This is a genomic window from Arthrobacter sp. TB 26, from assembly GCF_000427315.1.
In the GTDB taxonomy this organism is placed as follows: Bacteria; Actinomycetota; Actinomycetes; order Actinomycetales; family Micrococcaceae; genus Arthrobacter.
In genome coordinates this window covers 1-17,145 of record NZ_AUPJ01000313.1, presented here as the reverse complement: position 1 = coordinate 17,145, position 17,145 = coordinate 1, and the positions used below count along the sequence as shown (strand labels likewise).

The 17,145-nt window shown below is 66.4% G+C and carries 16 protein-coding genes and 1 riboswitch; of the genes, 7 read left to right on the top strand and 9 right to left on the bottom strand.

Annotated features, from left to right (window positions below):
* Positions 1-23: 23 nt before the first annotated feature.
* Both K789_RS0111890 and K789_RS0111885 read right to left on the bottom strand, forming a co-directional pair.
* Positions 24-665 carry a DUF305 domain-containing protein gene (locus K789_RS0111890; RefSeq protein WP_024366955.1) on the bottom strand — a complete coding sequence of 214 codons (642 nt, stop codon included), beginning with the start codon at positions 663-665 and terminating at the stop codon, positions 24-26.
* Positions 666-796: 131 nt separating this feature from the next.
* Positions 797-1,273 carry a hypothetical protein gene (locus K789_RS0111885; protein WP_024366954.1) on the bottom strand — a complete coding sequence of 159 codons (477 nt, stop codon included), beginning with the start codon at positions 1,271-1,273 and terminating at the stop codon, positions 797-799.
* Between the two features lie 204 nt (positions 1,274-1,477).
* Here K789_RS0111885 and K789_RS0111880 point away from each other — a divergent pair, with 204 nt between their 5' ends.
* Together K789_RS0111880 and K789_RS0111875 are read left to right on the top strand one after the other, a co-directional pair.
* The gene (locus K789_RS0111880) at positions 1,478-1,930 is read left to right on the top strand and encodes a universal stress protein (protein WP_024366953.1); all 453 of its coding nucleotides are present in this window, start codon (positions 1,478-1,480) and stop codon (positions 1,928-1,930) included.
* Between the two features lie 48 nt (positions 1,931-1,978).
* Positions 1,979-2,413, top strand: coding sequence for a hypothetical protein (locus K789_RS0111875; RefSeq protein ID WP_024366952.1), 435 nt, complete (start codon positions 1,979-1,981; stop codon positions 2,411-2,413).
* A gap of 51 nt (positions 2,414-2,464) precedes the next feature.
* On the opposite strand, the gene K789_RS25445 is transcribed toward K789_RS0111875, so the two are convergent.
* Positions 2,465-2,809 carry a heavy-metal-associated domain-containing protein gene (locus K789_RS25445; RefSeq protein WP_024366951.1) on the bottom strand — a complete coding sequence of 115 codons (345 nt, stop codon included), beginning with the start codon at positions 2,807-2,809 and terminating at the stop codon, positions 2,465-2,467.
* Positions 2,810-3,537: 728 nt separating this feature from the next.
* Between K789_RS25445 and K789_RS0111865 the strand changes: the two genes are divergently transcribed.
* The 3 genes from K789_RS0111865 to K789_RS26195 all read left to right on the top strand — a co-directional run bounded on the left by K789_RS0111865 (position 3,538) and on the right by K789_RS26195 (position 7,473).
* On the top strand, positions 3,538-6,099 hold the full coding sequence (locus K789_RS0111865; RefSeq protein ID WP_024366950.1) for a heavy metal translocating P-type ATPase: 2,562 nt from the start codon (positions 3,538-3,540) through the stop codon (positions 6,097-6,099).
* 211 nt (positions 6,100-6,310) lie between these two features.
* Positions 6,311-7,072 carry a hypothetical protein gene (locus K789_RS26200; protein ID WP_237739587.1) on the top strand — a complete coding sequence of 254 codons (762 nt, stop codon included), beginning with the start codon at positions 6,311-6,313 and terminating at the stop codon, positions 7,070-7,072.
* Entirely contained in the window at positions 7,006-7,473 is a 468-nt protein-coding gene (locus tag K789_RS26195; protein WP_237739586.1) for a hypothetical protein, read from the top strand. Before K789_RS26200 ends, K789_RS26195 begins: the two co-directional genes overlap by 67 nt.
* 58 nt (positions 7,474-7,531) lie before the next feature.
* Here the strand turns inward: K789_RS26195 and K789_RS0111855 are convergent, their stop codons facing one another.
* Entirely contained in the window at positions 7,532-8,632 is a 1,101-nt protein-coding gene (locus tag K789_RS0111855; RefSeq protein WP_024366949.1) for a VIT1/CCC1 transporter family protein, read from the bottom strand.
* A 687-nt stretch (positions 8,633-9,319) separates the two neighbouring features.
* A riboswitch (cyclic di-AMP (ydaO/yuaA leader) is annotated at positions 9,320-9,510 on the top strand.
* 6 nt (positions 9,511-9,516) lie between these two features.
* Here K789_RS0111855 and K789_RS0111850 point away from each other — a divergent pair.
* The gene (locus K789_RS0111850) at positions 9,517-10,314 is read left to right on the top strand and encodes a hypothetical protein (RefSeq protein WP_024366948.1); all 798 of its coding nucleotides are present in this window, start codon (positions 9,517-9,519) and stop codon (positions 10,312-10,314) included.
* A 292-nt stretch (positions 10,315-10,606) separates the two neighbouring features.
* Here the strand turns inward: K789_RS0111850 and K789_RS0111845 are convergent, their stop codons facing one another.
* Positions 10,607-10,966 (bottom strand): ArsR/SmtB family transcription factor, encoded by a 360-nt coding sequence (locus K789_RS0111845; protein WP_024366947.1) that lies wholly within the window; start codon positions 10,964-10,966, stop codon positions 10,607-10,609.
* A gap of 4 nt (positions 10,967-10,970) precedes the next feature.
* Complete coding sequence (locus K789_RS0111840) at positions 10,971-12,200, bottom strand: MFS transporter (protein ID WP_024366946.1); 1,230 nt, start codon at positions 12,198-12,200, stop codon at positions 10,971-10,973.
* 289 nt (positions 12,201-12,489) lie between these two features.
* Between K789_RS0111840 and lgt the strand changes: the two genes are divergently transcribed.
* The gene (gene lgt / locus K789_RS0111835; RefSeq protein WP_024366945.1) at positions 12,490-13,449 is read left to right on the top strand and encodes a prolipoprotein diacylglyceryl transferase; all 960 of its coding nucleotides are present in this window, start codon (positions 12,490-12,492) and stop codon (positions 13,447-13,449) included.
* A 432-nt stretch (positions 13,450-13,881) separates the two neighbouring features.
* Here the strand turns inward: lgt and K789_RS0111830 are convergent, their stop codons facing one another.
* The 3 genes from K789_RS0111830 to K789_RS0111820 form a co-directional block, all read right to left on the bottom strand.
* Positions 13,882-14,553 (bottom strand): vitamin K epoxide reductase family protein, encoded by a 672-nt coding sequence (locus K789_RS0111830; RefSeq protein ID WP_024366944.1) that lies wholly within the window; start codon positions 14,551-14,553, stop codon positions 13,882-13,884.
* Between the two features lie 225 nt (positions 14,554-14,778).
* On the bottom strand, positions 14,779-15,288 hold the full coding sequence (gene lspA, locus K789_RS0111825; protein ID WP_024366943.1) for a signal peptidase II: 510 nt from the start codon (positions 15,286-15,288) through the stop codon (positions 14,779-14,781).
* Positions 15,285-17,145, bottom strand: a 1,861-nt coding sequence (locus tag K789_RS0111820; RefSeq protein ID WP_024366942.1) for a heavy metal translocating P-type ATPase, incomplete at its 5' end; no start/stop codon positions are given. The genes K789_RS0111820 and lspA, both read right to left, overlap by 4 nt.

Genomic DNA, 17,145 nt, shown 5'->3' with positions numbered 1-17,145 from the left:
GGGCCGGCGCCTAAGGGCACCGGTCAGAGGGTAGCCAGCAGTTCCTGCATTTCCTTGATTTCAGCTTCCTGGGCGGTCACGATGTCTTTGCTGAGTTTGACCGCGTCAGCGTTCTTACCCTGGGACATTTCGGTCTGGGCCATCATGACGGCACCCTGGTGGTGGGCAACCATCTGCGTCAGGAAGAGCCTGGCCGCTTCGGTGCCCTGGGCGGCCTCGAGCTGCTTCATATCGCCCTCGCCCATCATGCCGTCCATGGTGTGGCCGGCACCCATGGTCGCGGATTCGTTCCAGGTCTTGAGCCAGCCGGTCATCGTTTCGATCTCCGGTGCCTGGGCTGCTTTGATCCGTGTGGCCAGGTCGGTGACCGATGCGGGGATGTCCTTCTTCTGGAGCATCATCTCGCTCATTTCCACGGCCTGTTCGTGGTGCGGAATCATTCCCTGGGCGAACATGGTGTCGGCCTCGTTGTGTTCGGTAGCGGCGGCCGGTGCACTGCTGGACATCATCCCGGGGCCCTGGCCCATTCCCGGCATGGAGCTGGCGGAGGAAGCGGGACTACTGGAGGTGGCCGACGGTGCGGAGGGGCCGGTTGAGCAGCCGGCGAGGGCGAGTGCCGCGGCGATGGCGGTCGCGGAAAGGGTCAGAATCTTCGTGTTGTTCATGGCTGATAGGTCCTTCAAGACGTCAGGGGGCGCGTGGGCGCCAGGGGGTGTGTGCATCAGTGATGCGCCGGGCTCAGAAGTGAGTCAGGCAAGGGGCGTGCGCCGGTCAGGTCACAGCGCGGGGCCCTGTTTTACGTTCGGCTGATGCAGAGCTCGCCCGGTGAAGGGCTGCCGGGGAGATAGGACCACAGCGCGCTGATCGTGCTCTGCGTCCCTGCGGTGGTGTTCCGGGCGATGATTCCCGTGCCCGGCAGTGGGGCGGCCAGAGAGCCCGTCTTCGCCGACGGGGTGCAGGCCGCAGTCATGGACTGCATGCTGGTGCAGTGGTTCGAGTCCGTGCACTGCGCGGTCCGGGCGCCCGCTTCGTCCTGAGCTGCGGGCATCTCCGGGGCAGAGGATGGTCCTGCAGGAGCTTCTCCCGCGTGGCCGTCAGGGGACGAGTCGTGATGGGCGCTGACGGTTGCTGCCGCCGCTGCCGGGGGCTGCATGGCATGGGTGGCGGTCATGACGTGCATACCGAAAATCCCGGCGATAAGGGCCAGGACCGCGGTAAACAGGCCCGCACGGCGGAGGAACGCGATCGCGGCGGCGGGTGCCGGTGCGGTCATGACGGTCCTCCCTTCCTGTGCGGGCTTTCTGTTTCAAGGCTACCGGCCCTGCGGCAGGGCACGTACCGGTAGAACGATCCTGTAAGGGACTTTGTTTCTGTCGCCGGCCGGTGCACGTGGTCGGGATGTTCGATCTTGCGGGTAAAAGCTTGCGGGGACCACACTGAGGTCAACAGTTGCGGGACTTGGCGGAGGGCGGTGCTCATGGGCGGCGACGGGGTATTCAGTATCGTGGCCGGGGTGGATGGTTCTGCCCCGTCGCGCCTGGCCCTGGAATGGGCAGTCACGGAGGCCCGGTTGCGCAACGGCCAGGTCAGGGCCGTGACTGCCTGGGAGTTCCCGCCCGCGACCGTTGGCATGGAAGGCATGGTCTGGGACCCGGAGGTCTTCCCGCAGGCCGCGCGTCAGCTCCAGAACGAGGCCCTGAAGCGCGTGGAGAGCGGGGGCGTGACGGTGACCGGGGACGTTGTCCAGGGAAACGCGGCCGCCGTGCTCCTGCGGGCCGCGGAGAACGCTGACCTGCTGGTTGTGGGTTCCCGTGGTCTCGGCGGGTTTACCGGGTTGCTGCTCGGTTCCGTGTCCACCCAGGTTCTCCATCACGCCCCCTGCCCGGTGCTCGTGGTCCGGAACCGGTCCCGGACCGCCGGCGAGGGATGAGTGATCCGTTGATTCGCAAGGGGAACCCCTCCGGCGAAAGCAGCGGCTGTGACCGGTGACCACTCCTCCGACCGGCATCTGCCGGCCGTCCCCGACGGCGGGACGGCTCCGGGGCGGACCGTCCGGGGCAGGCTCCACGCGCTGTGGCACACGGTGGTCGGGGCGGTGGGCCTGATCATGGGCCTCCTTCCGCACGTCCTGCACCACATCGGACTGCTTGCCGGAACCGCCCTGGTGGCCGGATCCGGCGGCACGGCACTGTTCGGGGCACTCGGGCTTCTGGCATCCATTCCGATGCTGGTCCGCCTCTACCGTCGGTTCGGCAGTTGGATAGCGCCGGCGCTGGGACTGGCCGTCTTCGCCGCCATGTTCTCCCTGTCGGCGTTTGTCATCGGCCCGGCCATCAGCGGCACCGGAGGCGGCGTGGCCCCGGGCCCGGTGCCCACACCGGGCCACACTAGCGGGCACACCGGAGGCCACTGAACACCCAAGGAAATCCGTGGACATCCGGGGAGCCAAGGGACTGTGGAGACGCTACTTCGCGCCGGTCAGGGCGTAGCCGGAGGAGCGCACGGCCTCAGTCAGCGCTTCCTGGTTGGCGGTGCCGGTGACGCTGAGGCGCGACGTGCCGCCCGGGACCAGGTCGACGGCCGCTGTCTGGACCCCGGATACCCGGGACACGGCCTTCTCGACGGTCTGGACGCAGTGCCCGCAGGTCAGCCCTTCCAAGGCGTACTGCGCGCTGGACGCCTGAGTCTCTGACGTTCCGGCGCCCGGAACCGCAGCCTGCATTTTGGCTGCGGGGGCGCAGCAGCTGCAGCCGTGGTCGGCAGTGGAGGCCAGGGGGAGCTGGGTTCGTGTTTCGGTTGTTCCGCACATGTCAGTTTTCCTTCGAAGCGAGGGATAGAGGGGGCTGTTGTGGTTGAACGGCTGTAGCGGCCTGGGGACCGGACAAACCACGTCACTGACAACACTCACAGGATACCCCCTGGGGGTATGAGCCGCAAGAGTCATTAGCGCCATCCTGCTATCCCTGTCCCCGGAGGGGGTAGCGTTCCTGGCGTGGTTCAAAGGATCTGGGGGCTCCCGCTTTACCCCTTGGGCGAGGCTTGTGCCCGTCATCTGGTTTAGGTCCCGCAGTTCCCCCCGGGGAAAGCGGCCTGACCCACGGCCGGCGAGGCCAAGGCAGGGGGATCAAAGACTCTGATGCGGCAGGCCGGGCGGGTTGATTGTGAACCGCAAGGGCACTCGTGCCCCTGGGTGCCGTCGGGAGGCAGCGATGGGCGTCTGGGGCTACATCCTGATAGGGCGCCAGGGGCGCCGAACGTCATCCGCCGCCATGGTGGAGCAGGGTGTTGACGGATACCCCTAGGGGGTATATGTTCGGCTTAACCGGAAAACGTCGTCCCGGGCGAAAGCCCTTACGCAATGAAGGTCCGGCTACGGGTGGACAGAGCCCGCAGCCCTCCCCGGATTCCCTCGTTGCCAAAGGACTCACCTTGTCTTCCGACCCCAGCCCCGCACCCGATCACCAACCGGCAAACAGCCGCGATCTGACTGCTGATCCAGTCATCACGCCGGGCAGCACCGGCGTAGAAGGAGGAGCAGTGACTGCGCTTCTGAAACGCACCGTCGTGGAAGTCCGCGGCCTGCAATGGGCCACCTCAAAAGCGGTCGTGGAACACGTCCTGCTGCAGCGGTCCGGCGTCGCGGCCGTGGACGCGAACCCGGTCGCCCAGACCGCGACCGTGAGCTTTGACCCGTCCGTGACTTCCGTGCAGCAGATCTCCGGATGGATCCGGGACTGCGGATACCACTGCCGAGGGGAAGCGGTCCCCGACCACGTTTGCTACCCGATGGACGAAACAGGGCGCACCTCCGCGCCGGGGCATGACACCGCTGGCAAGGCCGGAACCGGCCATCCGTCCGGGCACGTCCACCCCGCCGGGACGGCGCAACCGATGGAGCATGTGTACCCGACGGAGCCGGATCACCAGGCCATGCACCCCGGTCATGCGCCGGAAACGGTGGAAACCCACCCCGGCCATGTCCATACTCCGGCGGACAGCCACAGCCCGCAAGGTGCGATGCCCCGGACCCCGCAGGACATGATGGGCCACGGCGGACACCACGGCGGAATGTCGATGGATGACATGGTCAAGGACATGCGCAACCGGTTCGTTGTCGCAGCCATCCTGTCAGTAGGAGTGACTCTGTGGTCCCCGATGGGCCGGGACATGTTCGGCTTCACCGCGCCGACCCCGTTCGGGCTTCGTGACGACGTTATGGCGCTGATCCTGTCCCTTCCGGTCATTTTCTACTCGGCCTGGATCTTCTTCGACGGCGCCTACCGGGCGCTAAAGGCCCGCACCTTGGACATGATGGTCCTGGTCGCGATCGCCGTGGGCACCGGGTGGCTTTACAGCGTCTGGGTCACCTTCACCGGCGGCGGTGAAGTGTTCTACGAAGCCGCCACCGTCCTGACCTCCTTCGTGCTGCTGGGCCACTGGTTCGAGATGCGCGCACGGGGCGGGGCGAACGAGGCCATCCGCACGCTGCTCGAGCTTGCCCCGCCGGTCGCGGTGGTCATCCGCGACGGCGACACGGTCGAGATCCCTACCTCCGAGGTCCAGACCGGGGACCTGTTGCTGATCCGGCCGGGATCGAAAATCCCTGTTGACGGGGAGGTTGAGGACGGCCAGTCGGAGGTCGATGAGTCCATGGTCACGGGCGAGAGCCTTCCGGTGACCAAGACCATCGGCTCGGAAGTGATCGGCGCGTCCATCAACACCACCGGCACGGTGCGGGTCCGGGCCACCAAGGTCGGAGCCGACACCGCCCTGGCACAAATTGTGGCCCTCGTCCAGGAAGCCCAGAACTCCAAGGCACCCGGCCAGCGCCTGGCCGACAGGGCCGCGTTCTGGCTTGTTCTGGTCGCCCTGATCGGCGGAACGGTGACGTTTGCCGCCTGGCTCGCCCTCGGCGCCGGAGTCCAGGTGGCCCTGCTGTTCGCGATCACAGTTGTTGTGATCACCTGCCCCGACGCGTTGGGGCTTGCCACGCCGACGGCCATCATGGTGGGCACCGGCCTCGGCGCCAAACGCGGCGTCCTGTTCAAGAACGCCACCGCCCTGGAAGTCTCGGCCCGGATCGACACCGTTGTGATGGACAAAACCGGCACCCTGACCAAGGGCGAACCGGAAGTCACCGACGTCGTGGTCGAGGGAATCGACGAAAGCGAACTCCTGGCCCTGGTCGCCGCGGTGGAGCAGGAATCTGAACACCCGCTCGCGGCGGCCGTGGTCCGGCACGCCCGCGAACACGGCGCACCCGTCCTGGCTGCCTCGGACTTCCGCAACGTTCCCGGGCACGGGGCTGGCGCTACCGTGGACGGGCGCCGGGTAATGGTCGGCAACCGCAGACTGATGGCCAACGAAGGCATCGATCTGGGCCCGCTGGCCGCGGTCCGCGATGAACTTGCCGACACTGGGCGGACCGCCGTCCTCGTTGCCGTCGACGGCAAGGCCGCCGCGGTGATCGCGTTGGCCGACGCCGCGAGGGAAACCGCGGCCGCGGCCGTCGCGGCCCTGCACGAGACCGGGATCGAGGTCGTCATGCTCACCGGAGACAACGAAGCGACCGCCCGGAGAATCGCCGCACAGCTCGGCATCGACACCGTCATCGCCGAGGTGCTGCCCGGAGACAAATCGGCCAAGATAGCCCAGCTTCAACAGGCGGGGAGGAAAGTCGCCATGGTCGGCGACGGCGTCAACGACGCCCCGGCCCTGGCTCAGGCCGACCTCGGCATCGCGATCGGCGCCGGCACCGATGTGGCCATCGAAACGGCCGACCTCGTCCTGATGCGCTCGGACCCGCTGGATGTCCCGATCGCTCTGCGGATCGGCAAAGGCACCCTGCGCAAGATGCGGCAGAACCTGGGCTGGGCCGTGGGGTACAACGCGATAGCCCTGCCCATCGCAGCAGGAGTCTTCGCGTTTGCCGGCGTTGTCCTCAGCCCGGAGATCGCGGCCCTGTCGATGTCCGGGTCCAGCTTCCTGGTCGCCGTCAACGCCCTGCTGCTCAAGAGGCTCCGGCTGCCCCGGCCGGAAACACCCGAGGCCACCACCGCGCGTGCTGACCGGCCGCTTGCCCCGGCCGGGAACCGCTAAGCGACCACCGCCATGGACCTCCGCCTCGTCTCCCGGGTGCTTTTCCTGCGGGCTGCCTGGCGGAGACGGGACCACTGGGACGCCGCCCGGATCACAGCCCACCAGGACCACGCCCTGCGGCGAGCTGCGCCGCGCAACCTACGCGGGCTCGGAGTTCTACCGGCGCCATCACGCCGGCCTGCACGATGCCCCCCTGGACCGGCTGCCGTCCGTGACGAAAGCGGACCTGATGGAGCACTTCGACGAGGCCGTCACGACACCGGACCTGAGCCTGGCGGGTCTGGAGAACCACCTTCTGTCCCTGACGCAGGGCGGGGGAGACCCCGGGCGGCCGTGGATGGGCCGGTGGTGGGCTGCGGCGACGGCCGGGACCACCGGCCGGCGCGGGACCTTCGTCTGGAACCGCTCCGAATGGGGCACGATCCTGGCCTCCTACGCCCGAGCCAACGACTGGGCCGGGATCTCCGCCGGCCCGACCCGTCCGGTGAAAATGGCATTGGTGAGCTCCCGCGTCCCCACACACCAGTCCGCAGTCGTCGGTGCATCCCTGCGATCCGGTCTCGTCCCCACCGTCCGCCTGGACGTCACGGCGCCCATGGATCAGACGGTCGCCGCGCTCAACCGGTTCCAGCCCAGGGTCCTCGTCGGCTACGCCTCAGCACTGAAACCACTCGCGGCAGAGCAGCGGGCCGGCCGGCTGCGCATCGCCCCGCAGGGCGTGATGTCAGCCTCCGAAGTGCTCAGCCCACACACCGCATCGGAACTGGAGACGGCATGGGGAAGTGCCCCCTTCGATGTCTACGCCGCCACCGAAACGGCCGGGATAGCCTCCCCCTGCACCTACCGGAACCGCCATGTCTACGAGGACCTGCTGATCATCGAACCCGTGGACCAGAACGGAAACCCGTGCCGGCGGGAACAACCGGAGCCAAGCTCCTCGTCACAGTCCTGTTCTCCCGCACGCTGCCGCTGATCCGCTACGAAATGTCCGACACCGTGAGACTGGGCGGACGGGGCTGCCCCTGCGGACGCTCCTTCACCGTTCTGGAGGACATCGAAGGGCGCATCGAAGACGTCCTGCAGCTCCCAGGCAAAGCAGGCGAAGTAAGTGTCCATCCAATCGTGTTCCACCACGTTCTGGACCAGGCCGCCGCCTCGGGGTGGCAGATCATCCAAGAGGCCGCAGGGCTCCGGGTCCTCCTGGCGGGCCTCGCACCCGGAGCCTCCACCGATGGGGTTCGGACTGCCGTAGCCGGCGCACTCAAAGAAGTCGGTGTAGTAGACACCGCGGTGGACGTACGCCTTGTTGAACGCGTCGAACGGACCGCCTTGGGGAAGGCACCCTTCGTGCGCAGGCTGACGGGCGGCCACTGACAAGTCGGTCCCGAAAATTGTCCGTGTACGGGTGATCGGGCCGGCTCTGCCGCGTCATCTACGCCGAGCTGGTTCCGAACAGCATCCCGAGCAGGTACGTCACGGCTGCTGCGCCGTAACCGATGGCGAGCTGGCGTAGCGCCATTTTCAACGGAGCCCCGCCGGAGAGCAGGGCAACGATGGCGCCGGTGGACAGCAGTGCCAGGCCGACGATGATGCCGGCGACGATGAGCGCGGTGATGCCCTCCAGTCCGAAGAGGTACGGGAGCACGGGCAAGATGGCGCCGGAGCCGAAGAACAGGAAGCTGGATGTGGCCGCACCCAGCCCGGTGCCGACCGCCTCGTGTTCGTCGTGTTCAGGGGAAGCCACGATCGGCTTCTCGTGCGGGTTTTGCAGCGTCTCGGCGGCTTTGGCAGTTGCTTCCTCTTCTGCCATGCCCCGTGCGCGGTACAGGAGAGCCAGTTCGTTCGAATCTGCGTTCAGGTGCGGAAGCCGCGTGTGTGCGTCCTCGTTCGGTGTTGACGCTTCGAGCAGTTCGCGCTGGGAACGCACCGAGACGTATTCGCCGGCTCCCATGGACAGGGCGCCGGCGAGTAGCCCGGCTACGCCACTGAGGAGGACCACGCCGTTGGATGCGCCGCTGGCGCTGATACCCATTACGAGGGAGAGGTTGCTGACGAGCCCGTCGTTGGCGCCGAAGACGGCGGCGCGGAAGCTGCCGGAGAGCCTGTTCCTGCCCCTTGTGGCGAGTGCGCGGACGATTTCCTCGTGGATCTGTTCGTCGGCGGCCATGGTGTCAGTGGCGTGGACATCGCGCGCGTACGGTGAGCGCGCTTCGGCACGCTGGGCCAGGGCGAGGACGAACACGGACCCGAAGTGGCGGGCCAGAAAGCCCACGAACCGGGTCCGGACGCTTCCGTGACGGGCCTTGCCGACTTTATCGCCGAGCAGGTCCAGCCAGTGCTGTTCGTGACGGGTTTCAGCTTCGGCCAGGGCCAGGAGTATCTCCCGTTCTTCCCCGGTCCGGCGACCGGCAAGGTCCCGGTACACGCCAGCCTCGGCCCGTTCGTCGGCCAGGTACTGGCGCCAGCGACGAAGATCCGCAGGACTGGCGGCCTGGGAAGTCGGTGTGGTGTGTGTTTTGGGCAGGTTGGTCATGGTCATCCTCAAGGCAATACCCTTGACCGGACCCATAATTTTCGGGGAGCTCCGGTCAGAGTGATGTCTGACCGAAGGTCTCGCTCGCCCGGCACCTGCTAGCCGGGTGGCGCACCGGGCAACCTGTAGGAGGATGCCAGTATGTCGATGCGCCGCTGCGTCCGCGATGCGCGGACGGTGGGAACTACTCCCCTTCGATAAGACAAGTCTTCCATATATCCGCCGCAGATTCATGCGTTTACATGTTTTTCGGATTGCCGAAGTTTCGTTTCCTGGACGGCCTCCAGGCGTCATTTCGGTGTGCCGTGGGATTCTTTAGGGCCAGGCGGAAAGTGACCGCTAGCGCAACCAGTGACCGCCGTGGCCCGTACCAAATATTGTCCGTGAAACGGATGGTCGTGGCGCACTTTTGGGACGACAGAAGGATGGTCCGGTTAGGTGGCCTTCCGCGGGTACGAGCAGCGGGGGAGTGTACGGGGTTCACGGAAGTGAGACACCCCTCTGTCAGCAAATGCAAGTCCCAGCAGGCAGCCCCGTGACTTGAAAAGAAGCTTGGGTCGGCCGCCTTTTCTGCCCGCCTGCACCTAAGGGCTGTGATATTTATCGCCTTGCGTTATCAGAATGTGACAATCAGCTCTTATTTAGGGTACGGTCGCTTTCGTGCCGATTCTCTCCAGGGCGGCACTCCCGGGTTGATTGCCTAACTCTGCCGCTGCCGGGGATCCGTTCGCAGAATTCGTCCGGCAGAGACGGGGAAACCACGTTTGGCCTGGTTCAGGCCTTGGGGTGAAGCCGCGCTACTGCATCTGCAGGAATTGCGGCCGGGTGACTCCCATCCGAATCCGACAGCTAACCCCGCAGGCATTGGGAGAGGCTACTTTGTCATGTCCACACGCGTTCATGGCCGCCGTCGCGCGGTTACCGTTCACACCAGTCCGCTGGCGAATATTTCTAAGTCTGCCGCAGACAACTTTGGCGGAGCGGGACGGCAGGCCGCCGTCCTCGCCGTTGCTTCAGGCCTAGTTTTATCCAGCGGTATCGCTGCCCAGGCCGCCGAGGCTCCGGCCCAGCAGGACGCGGCACTGCCCTCAACGCAGGAAGTGACCGCCCAGGCGTCCGCCCCGCTCAGCGCCGACGCCAGCGTTCGGATATCCTTCGAACGCCCGGCCGTCACCACTACCCCCGCGCCGGTCATCGAAGCGCCGGCGGCCGCCGAAATCCCTCAGCCCACACCGGCAGCCAAGACCCCGGCAGCCAAGACAACAGTGGCCAAGACGCCAGCGGCCCAGACACCGGTCGCAGCGCCCAAGGTCACCGTTCAGGCGGCACCGGCGCCAGCCGCTGCCCCTCAGGCAGCGGGCGGAGTCAACGCCACCATGCTTTCCGCCGCCTACGCGCAGCTGGGCCTTATCCAGGACTGCACCCGCCTCGTCGAAAAGGCCTTGGGTGCAGCAGGCATCCCTGTGGGCGATATAGGCCCTATGGCGTTCATGAAATACGGCAAGACGGTTGGCACCCCGGCCCCGGGTGACATGGTCGTTCAGTCCGGACACGTTGGAATCTACGCAGGCAACGGCCAGGTAGTCAGCTCGGGTATGAACGGAAAAAACCAGACGGTGGTTCACCCGCTGTCGTGGTTGACCGCAACGGGGCCTGTCACGTTCGTACGCGCCGGCGCCTAGGAACACCCCCGCCTCNGGCCGGTGAGTTGCTGCCTTGGGGGCAGCGCGTCACCGGCCCTTGGCATGCCGCCCTCCGGCGGGTAGACGCCCTCGCCGATGGACGGGTAACAAAGTTCCGGTCGGCGAGGGCGCCGCTGCCGAAAGCCGCACTGGTTGGTAGGCACTGTGGTCCCAATGCTTGAACCACTAGATGGCCCTGGCACCGGGCCACGGACTTGTGCCCCGGTGCCAGGGCCGCCGAAGCTGCAGGAACCGCCCTAGATTTGCAGTCCGGCTTGGCTCCGGGCCGGAGTCAGTCGTGGGCGGGTTCGCCAGTGACTTTGTGGTCGGCGTGGTTCAGGCCTTCCATGACGAGCCGGGTCAGGTGCCCGTCGGAGATGCTGTAAACGACGTGACGGCTGAGTTTTCGTGTGGTGACGAGTCCGCTGAAGCGTAGCTTGGCCAGGTGCTGGCTGACCGAGGTCCGCGAGGCTCCTGTTCGCTCCACCAGGGAGCCGACGTCGCAGGATTCCTGGGCGAGAAGCCAGAGGATCTGCAGCCGGGTGGGGTCCGAGAGCATCCGGAACGTGGCCGTGGCCGCGTCCAGCCGGCGGGAATCCGGCGCGTCAGGGTGGTGGAAGCTGACCGGCGGGACATGTTGTGCGTTTTCCACAGGTTCAGCCTTTCATCGTCTCCGGTACGGCGACAGTTTTGGATACCGCAGGCCAGAACCGGAACGCCGCGACTGCACTGATTGTAGCCACGATGGCCAGCACGGCGGCTGCCACGGGCTGGCCGGCGGCCGCTCCGATCCAGCCAGCGACAGGGTAGGTGATGATGAAGCAGGCATGGGAGAGCGAGAACTGGGCGGTGAAGATGTAGGATCGGGTGCTGTCCGTCGCCGCGCGGCGCAGCAGCCGCGCTGAGGGCGTGTTGATCATCGAGGTCCCGACACCGAGCAGCGCCCATAGTCCCAGCAGGACCGGCCAGGTCCCGGGAGCGGCGAGCAGAGCGAACGCCGCGGCGAGTCCGAGCGAAAGCAGCACAGCCCCGGCCCTCATGAAGACCCTGTCCGATAGCCGGTCCAGGATTCCGGGCGCCGAGAGGGCGACGGCCATGGACCCTGCGCCGTAGCAGGCCAGGGCGATCGCGACATCGGTATTGGAGCCGCCGAACAGGTCCCGGGCGTAGACGACGGTGTTCACCAGCACCAGTGCCGTTGCGGCGGCGACGGCCAGGTTCAGGGCCATCAGTCCGCGCAGCTCCGGTGTTTTGATGAAAATCCGGGTGCCCAGCGTGGTCCGATGCCACAGGGTCCCTTCCTGCCGGGCCGCCGGTGATGCGGGCAGCCTGGTCGTGATTACCAGTGCCGCGGAGAACAGGAAACCGGCCACGGTCCCGAGGAACAGTTCGTGGAAAGACAGCACGGTCAGGAGCGCCGCGGCCAGTGCCGGGCTGACCAGGGATTCCAGGTCGTAGGCCAGCCGGGAGAGCGAGAGCGCCCGGGTGTAGTGCCGTTCATCCGGCAGCACCACCGGGATCAGCGACTGGAACGCCGGGGTGAATGTTGCCGAAGCACTTTGCAGCACGAAGACCAGGACATAGATCTGCCAGGCCTGGTCCACCATCGGCAGCATCAATGCGATACCCGCCCGGATCAGGTCCGCGCCGACAAGCACAGCTTTCTTCGGCAGCCGCTCGACCAGGGCGGCCATCAGCGGGGCAACGAACACATAGGCGAGCATCTTGATCGTCAGGGCTGTGCCCAGAACGGCACCGGCCTGACCGCCGGCGAGGTCAAAGGCCAGCAGGCCCAGCGCCACCGTCAACAGACCCGTGCCCAGCAGGGCGACGACTTGGGCAGAAAAAAGCTTCCGGTAGGCCGGAACGGCCAGGACTTCAATCAAAGGGACTCCTTGGAACACCGGGAAAACAACAATAAGTGCTTACGTGTGCACGTATAATACTAGTTGCCGGCGCCGATGTTTTCCATGATCCACCGGCTGAAGAGCGGGTGCCCGCGTAATGAGGTCCTCCGCGCTGAGTGTGAGGACCTGAGGCGGTCGGAGACTGCCAGTGGCGGGCACGCGTGTTGGACTGACGGATCTGTGCCGGGCGACCATGCATCCGCTGTCATGGCGCTAACCATCTGGAAGGGCATGACGGCCCTCTCCTCCGATCTAAAGGACGGGTTCCTTGCGAGCTTCTGTACTGCCGAATTTCTTCATACCGTCGCCCACGGTGAGCGCTTTCGAACTCGGGCCGCTGACCATACGGTTCTACGCGCTCTGCATCCTGGCAGGCATCGTCCTGGGGACCTGGCTGACGGCCCGCCGTCTCCGGGCGCGGGGCGGTACAACTGCGCAGGCCCTGGACATCATCGTGTGGGCGGTTCCGTTCGGCATCATCGGCGGCAGAATCTATCACGTCATCACAGACAACCAGCTGTATTTTGGGCCGGGCAAGGATCCTTGGGGGGCTTTCCGGCTCTGGGAAGGCGGGCTCGGCATCTGGGGCGCCGTGGCCCTCGGCCTTGTCGGCGCCGCCATCGGGGCACGCCGGTCCGGCGTCCGCTTGGCAGCATTCGCGGACGCCGCCGCCCCGGGGCTGCTCCTGGCCCAGGGCCTGGGCCGCTGGGGGAACTGGTTCAACAATGAGCTGTACGGGGAGCCGACGGACCTGCCGTGGAAGCTCCAGATCCACGCCATGAACCCTGCCACCGGCCAGGCGCTCACCGCTGCCGATGGCACCCCGGAGATCCTCGGATACTTCCATCCGACGTTTCTCTACGAGTCCTTGTGGTGCGTGGCCGCCGCGTCGCTGCTGCTGTTTCTGGATCGCAGGTACAAGCTCGGCGCAGGCTCGGTGTTCGCCCTCTACATCGTCTTCTACACAGCCGGCCGCTTTGCCTTCGAGCTGATGCGCACTGACTATGCCAACACGATCATGGGGCTGCGCGTCAACACCTGGGTTTCCGCTCTGCTCTTTCTCGCCGGCGTCGGTCTCTTCCTGGCCCTGAGATCCCGGCCACGATCCGAAGCGACGGCCGGAAGCGCCGACACCGTCGACACCGTTGAAGCCCACACGGAGGGGCGTCCTGACGAGTCGCTCGGGGATACGCCGGACGGAAGAAACGATAGCCACCGAACGCGATGATAAGAACGCTGGTGTCGCCACAACTAAACCTGACCGGCCACGGCCATGACGGTGGCAGCTCCCGCGAGTGAAGCATCAGCGCTCCCCGCTCGCAAGGCTTAGCAGCAGTCTTAGCCAGCCGCCCGCCGCCGGCTCCGTGACAGCTGCGAGCCCGTGGAGCCTGAGTCTCGGATATTCATCAAACCCCATCAACACTCACACACCGGTACCATTCGAGCCGTCAATAGATCCGGTAAATCGCTCAGGTGGGTACCGTTCGGGCTGTCCTAGTGGGCTCCAATCAAGTTGACACGATCACGCCGGACGCATCGTCCGCGCCGCGGCTGACCAGAAGTTGTTCCGGGTGGTCCGCGGCCGTTGCCGGCAGCCCGGAACTGGCCGCGTATAGCGAAGGCCCGGGCCCTCGGACACTGCGCGGGCCTGCACCTCTCCTTAGAAGCCTGACGTGCCGATGAAAACCTGGATGAAGGCGAAGAAGATGCTGGCCATCACGGCCGTGTAGAGCAGTGCGATGATGATCCAGCCCGAGTCGCTGAGGATCCTGCCGGCGCCCGAGGGTACCTTGATGATTCCGTGTGTGATGTTTCGGGCGGTCACCCACACGACCAAAGGGATCATCGCGGCCCAGACTGTCATGCACAGGGGGCAGAGGATGTGGATGGAGTACAGAGCCTGTGACCACAGCCACACCACAAAGGCGAAGCCTAGTGTGACGCCGGTCTGGAGCCCCGCCCAGTACCAGCGGGCAAACCTCGCCCCGGCGAGCAAGGCCATGCCAGTGGTGACGATGACGGCGAACGCGACGATTCCAATAAACATGTTGGGGAAGCCAAAAACGGAACTTTGCCAGGTCTGCATGACCTGGCCGCAGGAAATCCAGGGATTGATGTCGCAGGCGGTCTTGTAGGCGGGGTTCTTCAGTACTTCGAGTTTTTCCAGCACCAGGGCGCCGGAGGCCAGCCAACCGATGAGCCCGGAGATGACCAGGAGCCACCCGAACGGCCTGTCGCGGGTCATGCGGGGCTGGTCCGGTTGGGTGGTGTTATGCGTATTGACGTCGCCGGTTAACTTCACATTCCCGGCGGAATCGGTGGTGCTGGTCATAGGGTGTGGTTTCCTTTCAGGTCGGTCGTCCCGGTGCGTGGTGTGGCGGGGTTGCAGCCGCGGCGTCGGAGGACCGGGGGAGTACGTGGCGTTGTAGTCGGCGCCGCTGGCGCTGGGGATACCGGTGGCGCTGACCACCCTGGCTGCGCTGGATCGCCCTTCCGTCTCATCTTCCTGTTACCCAGGGGCGGATCAGTTGGGCGACCGGTGAACGGCAGGACGCGGCTAATCGCCGGTCCGTGTTGGCGGGGACCGTATGGTGCCAAGGATCAACAGGACTACGCCGGTGGTGACGAAGACGTCGGCGAGGTTGAAGGTGGGAAACCAGCCGCTGTGAAGGTAGTCCACGACACCGTTCCCGTCGAGCCGGTCAATGAAGTTCCCGACGGCTCCTCCGAGCAGGAGGACCGCTCCTGCCCGGGAGAGGCCGGTCATGGCAGGAGCGGAGGAGACGGTGTACCAGGTCAGGGCTGCGATGATCAGACCGGTGGCGGCGATGACGATCCAGGGTGCCAGGTCCGCGCCGAGGCTGAACGCGACACCGCGGTTATAGAGCAGCCGGACGCTGATTGGGCCCAGGTCGGTCGTCATGCCGTTGGAAAGCACGGCTTCGGCCAGAGCCTTGACGGTGAGGTCGGCCCCGGCCAGGAGGGCTGCCCAAAGCAGCAATACCGTCCTGAACCGTCGGGCCGACGGAACCGGCACGACGGGCCGGGTGGTCGCGTCGGCGCTCATACTGACGGTTCCAGTGCAGGGGAGGGCCGGGCGGACGTGAACTCGGTCTTGCGGCTGATCCGGCCAGCCCGGACGCCATTGGCGATGACCACGATTTCGGCCAGTTCGTGGATCAGGACCACGGCGGCCAGGCCGAGGATTCCTAACAGCGCCAGAGGGATCAGCACGGCGATCAGCAGCAGGGACAGCCCGACGTTCTGGAGCATGATGCGCCGGGTCCTGCGTGCATGGTCCAGCACCTGGGGCAGATGGTTCAGGTCCTCGCCCATCAGGGCGATGTCGGCGGTTTCGATCGCGACGTCGGTGCCCATGGCACCCATTGCGATGCCGGTGTCGGCGGTCGCCAGGGCCGGGGCGTCGTTGACGCCGTCACCGACCATCGCGGTGGGCTGGCGGTTTTGGAGCGTCCGGATGATTTCCGCTTTGTCCTCGGGGCGAAGGTCGGCGTGAACCTCGGTGATGCCCGCGGCCTTGCCCAGCGCTGTGGCTGTGATGAGGTTGTCGCCGGTGAGCATGGCCGTGGTGTAGCCGGAGGCAGTGAGCCGGGCGATGACGTCGCGGGCTTCGGGCCGCAGCTCATCACGGACGGCGATCGCTCCGATAACCTGGCCGTCGTCCTCGATCAGGACAGCCGTTGCACCTGCGTGCTGCATCCTCTCGACCTCGGCGGCCAGCGGTCCGGCGTTGATCCAGCCCGGGCGGCCGAGACGGACGGTCCTGCCGTCGAGCCGGCCTTCCAAACCGGCGCCGGGGATGGTGTCCACATCGGTGACGGCCGCCCGGTCCGTGGCGGCGGCGAGGATGGCGCGGGCGAGCGGATGCTCGCTGCGGGCCTCCAGGCCGGCAGCGAGGGCCAGGACGTGTTCCCTGGTCGCGGTGCCGGTCGCGGCTACCTCGATCACGGCGGGCTTGTTGCGGGTGAGCGTTCCGGTCTTGTCCAGTGCGATGGTGCGGATTTTGCCGAGGGTCTCCAGGGCGCCGCCGCCCTTGATGAGCACGCCGATGCGGCTGGCCGCACCCACGGAAGCGACCACCGTGACGGGAACGGAGATGGCCAGTGCGCAGGGCGAGGCGGCGACCAGGACGACGAGAGCGCGTTCAAACCACAGCAGAGGTTCCCCGACGATAAAGCCGAAGAGGATGATCAGGGCGGCGGCGATCAGGATGCCTGGGACGAGCTTGCTGGCGATGGAGTCGGCCAGGCGCTGGCCCGGGCCCTTACGGGACTGCTCTGCCTCCACGATGTGCACGATCCTGGCCAGCGAGTTGTTCTCCGCGGTGCTGGTCACTTCAACCTCGAGCGGACCGGTGCCGTTAATCGACCCGGCAAAGACCTCGCTTCCCGGCCCGGCCTCGACCGGAACGGATTCACCGGTAAGCGCCGAGGTGTCCAGGGACGTGCGGCCGGTGATGATCCTGCCGTCAGTTGCCAGACGTTCGCCGGGCCGGACAACCATCCGGTCCCCGGGGATGAGTTCTGCCGGGGGGACGGTGATTTCTATGCCGCCGCGCAGGACGGTCGCCTCGGCCGGGACAAGGTCCAGCAGGGCGCGCAGGCCGCGGCGGGTCTTCGCCAGCGAGTATTCCTCGAGGCCTTCGGAAATGGCGTAGAGGAAGGCCAGCATTGCCGCTTCCTCGAACTGCCCGAGGGCGACCGCGCCGGCGGCGGCCATCGTCATCAGCGTGCCGACCCCGATTTTGCCCTTCGCCAGGCGCCGGAGGGTGGAAGGAACGAACGTCCACGCGGCAACCAGCAGCGCAACGATCTCCAGGGGAAGCGTCAGCCACTGGGGCCCCCCGATGAGGGAAGCGATCCACGCGGCGAGGAGTATGACGCCGGAAACGGCGGCTGCACGG

Excerpts from the sequence above, each read along its gene's own strand:
- K789_RS0111880 (WP_024366953.1), top strand. The coding sequence starts at position 1,478 with ATGGGCGGCGACGGGGTATTCAGTATCGTGGCCGGGGTGGATGGTTCT.
- K789_RS0111885 (WP_024366954.1), bottom strand. The coding sequence starts at position 1,273 with ATGACCGCACCGGCACCCGCCGCCGCGATCGCGTTCCTCCGCCGTGCG.
- lspA (WP_024366943.1), bottom strand. The coding sequence starts at position 15,288 with ATGAGCGCCGACGCGACCACCCGGCCCGTCGTGCCGGTTCCGTCGGCC.
- K789_RS0111855 (WP_024366949.1), bottom strand. The coding sequence starts at position 8,632 with ATGACCAACCTGCCCAAAACACACACCACACCGACTTCCCAGGCCGCC.
- K789_RS25445 (WP_024366951.1), bottom strand. The coding sequence starts at position 2,809 with ATGTGCGGAACAACCGAAACACGAACCCAGCTCCCCCTGGCCTCCACT.
- K789_RS0111850 (WP_024366948.1), top strand. The coding sequence starts at position 9,517 with ATGTCCACACGCGTTCATGGCCGCCGTCGCGCGGTTACCGTTCACACC.
- K789_RS0111890 (WP_024366955.1), bottom strand. The coding sequence starts at position 665 with ATGAACAACACGAAGATTCTGACCCTTTCCGCGACCGCCATCGCCGCG.
- K789_RS0111830 (WP_024366944.1), bottom strand. The coding sequence starts at position 14,553 with ATGACCAGCACCACCGATTCCGCCGGGAATGTGAAGTTAACCGGCGAC.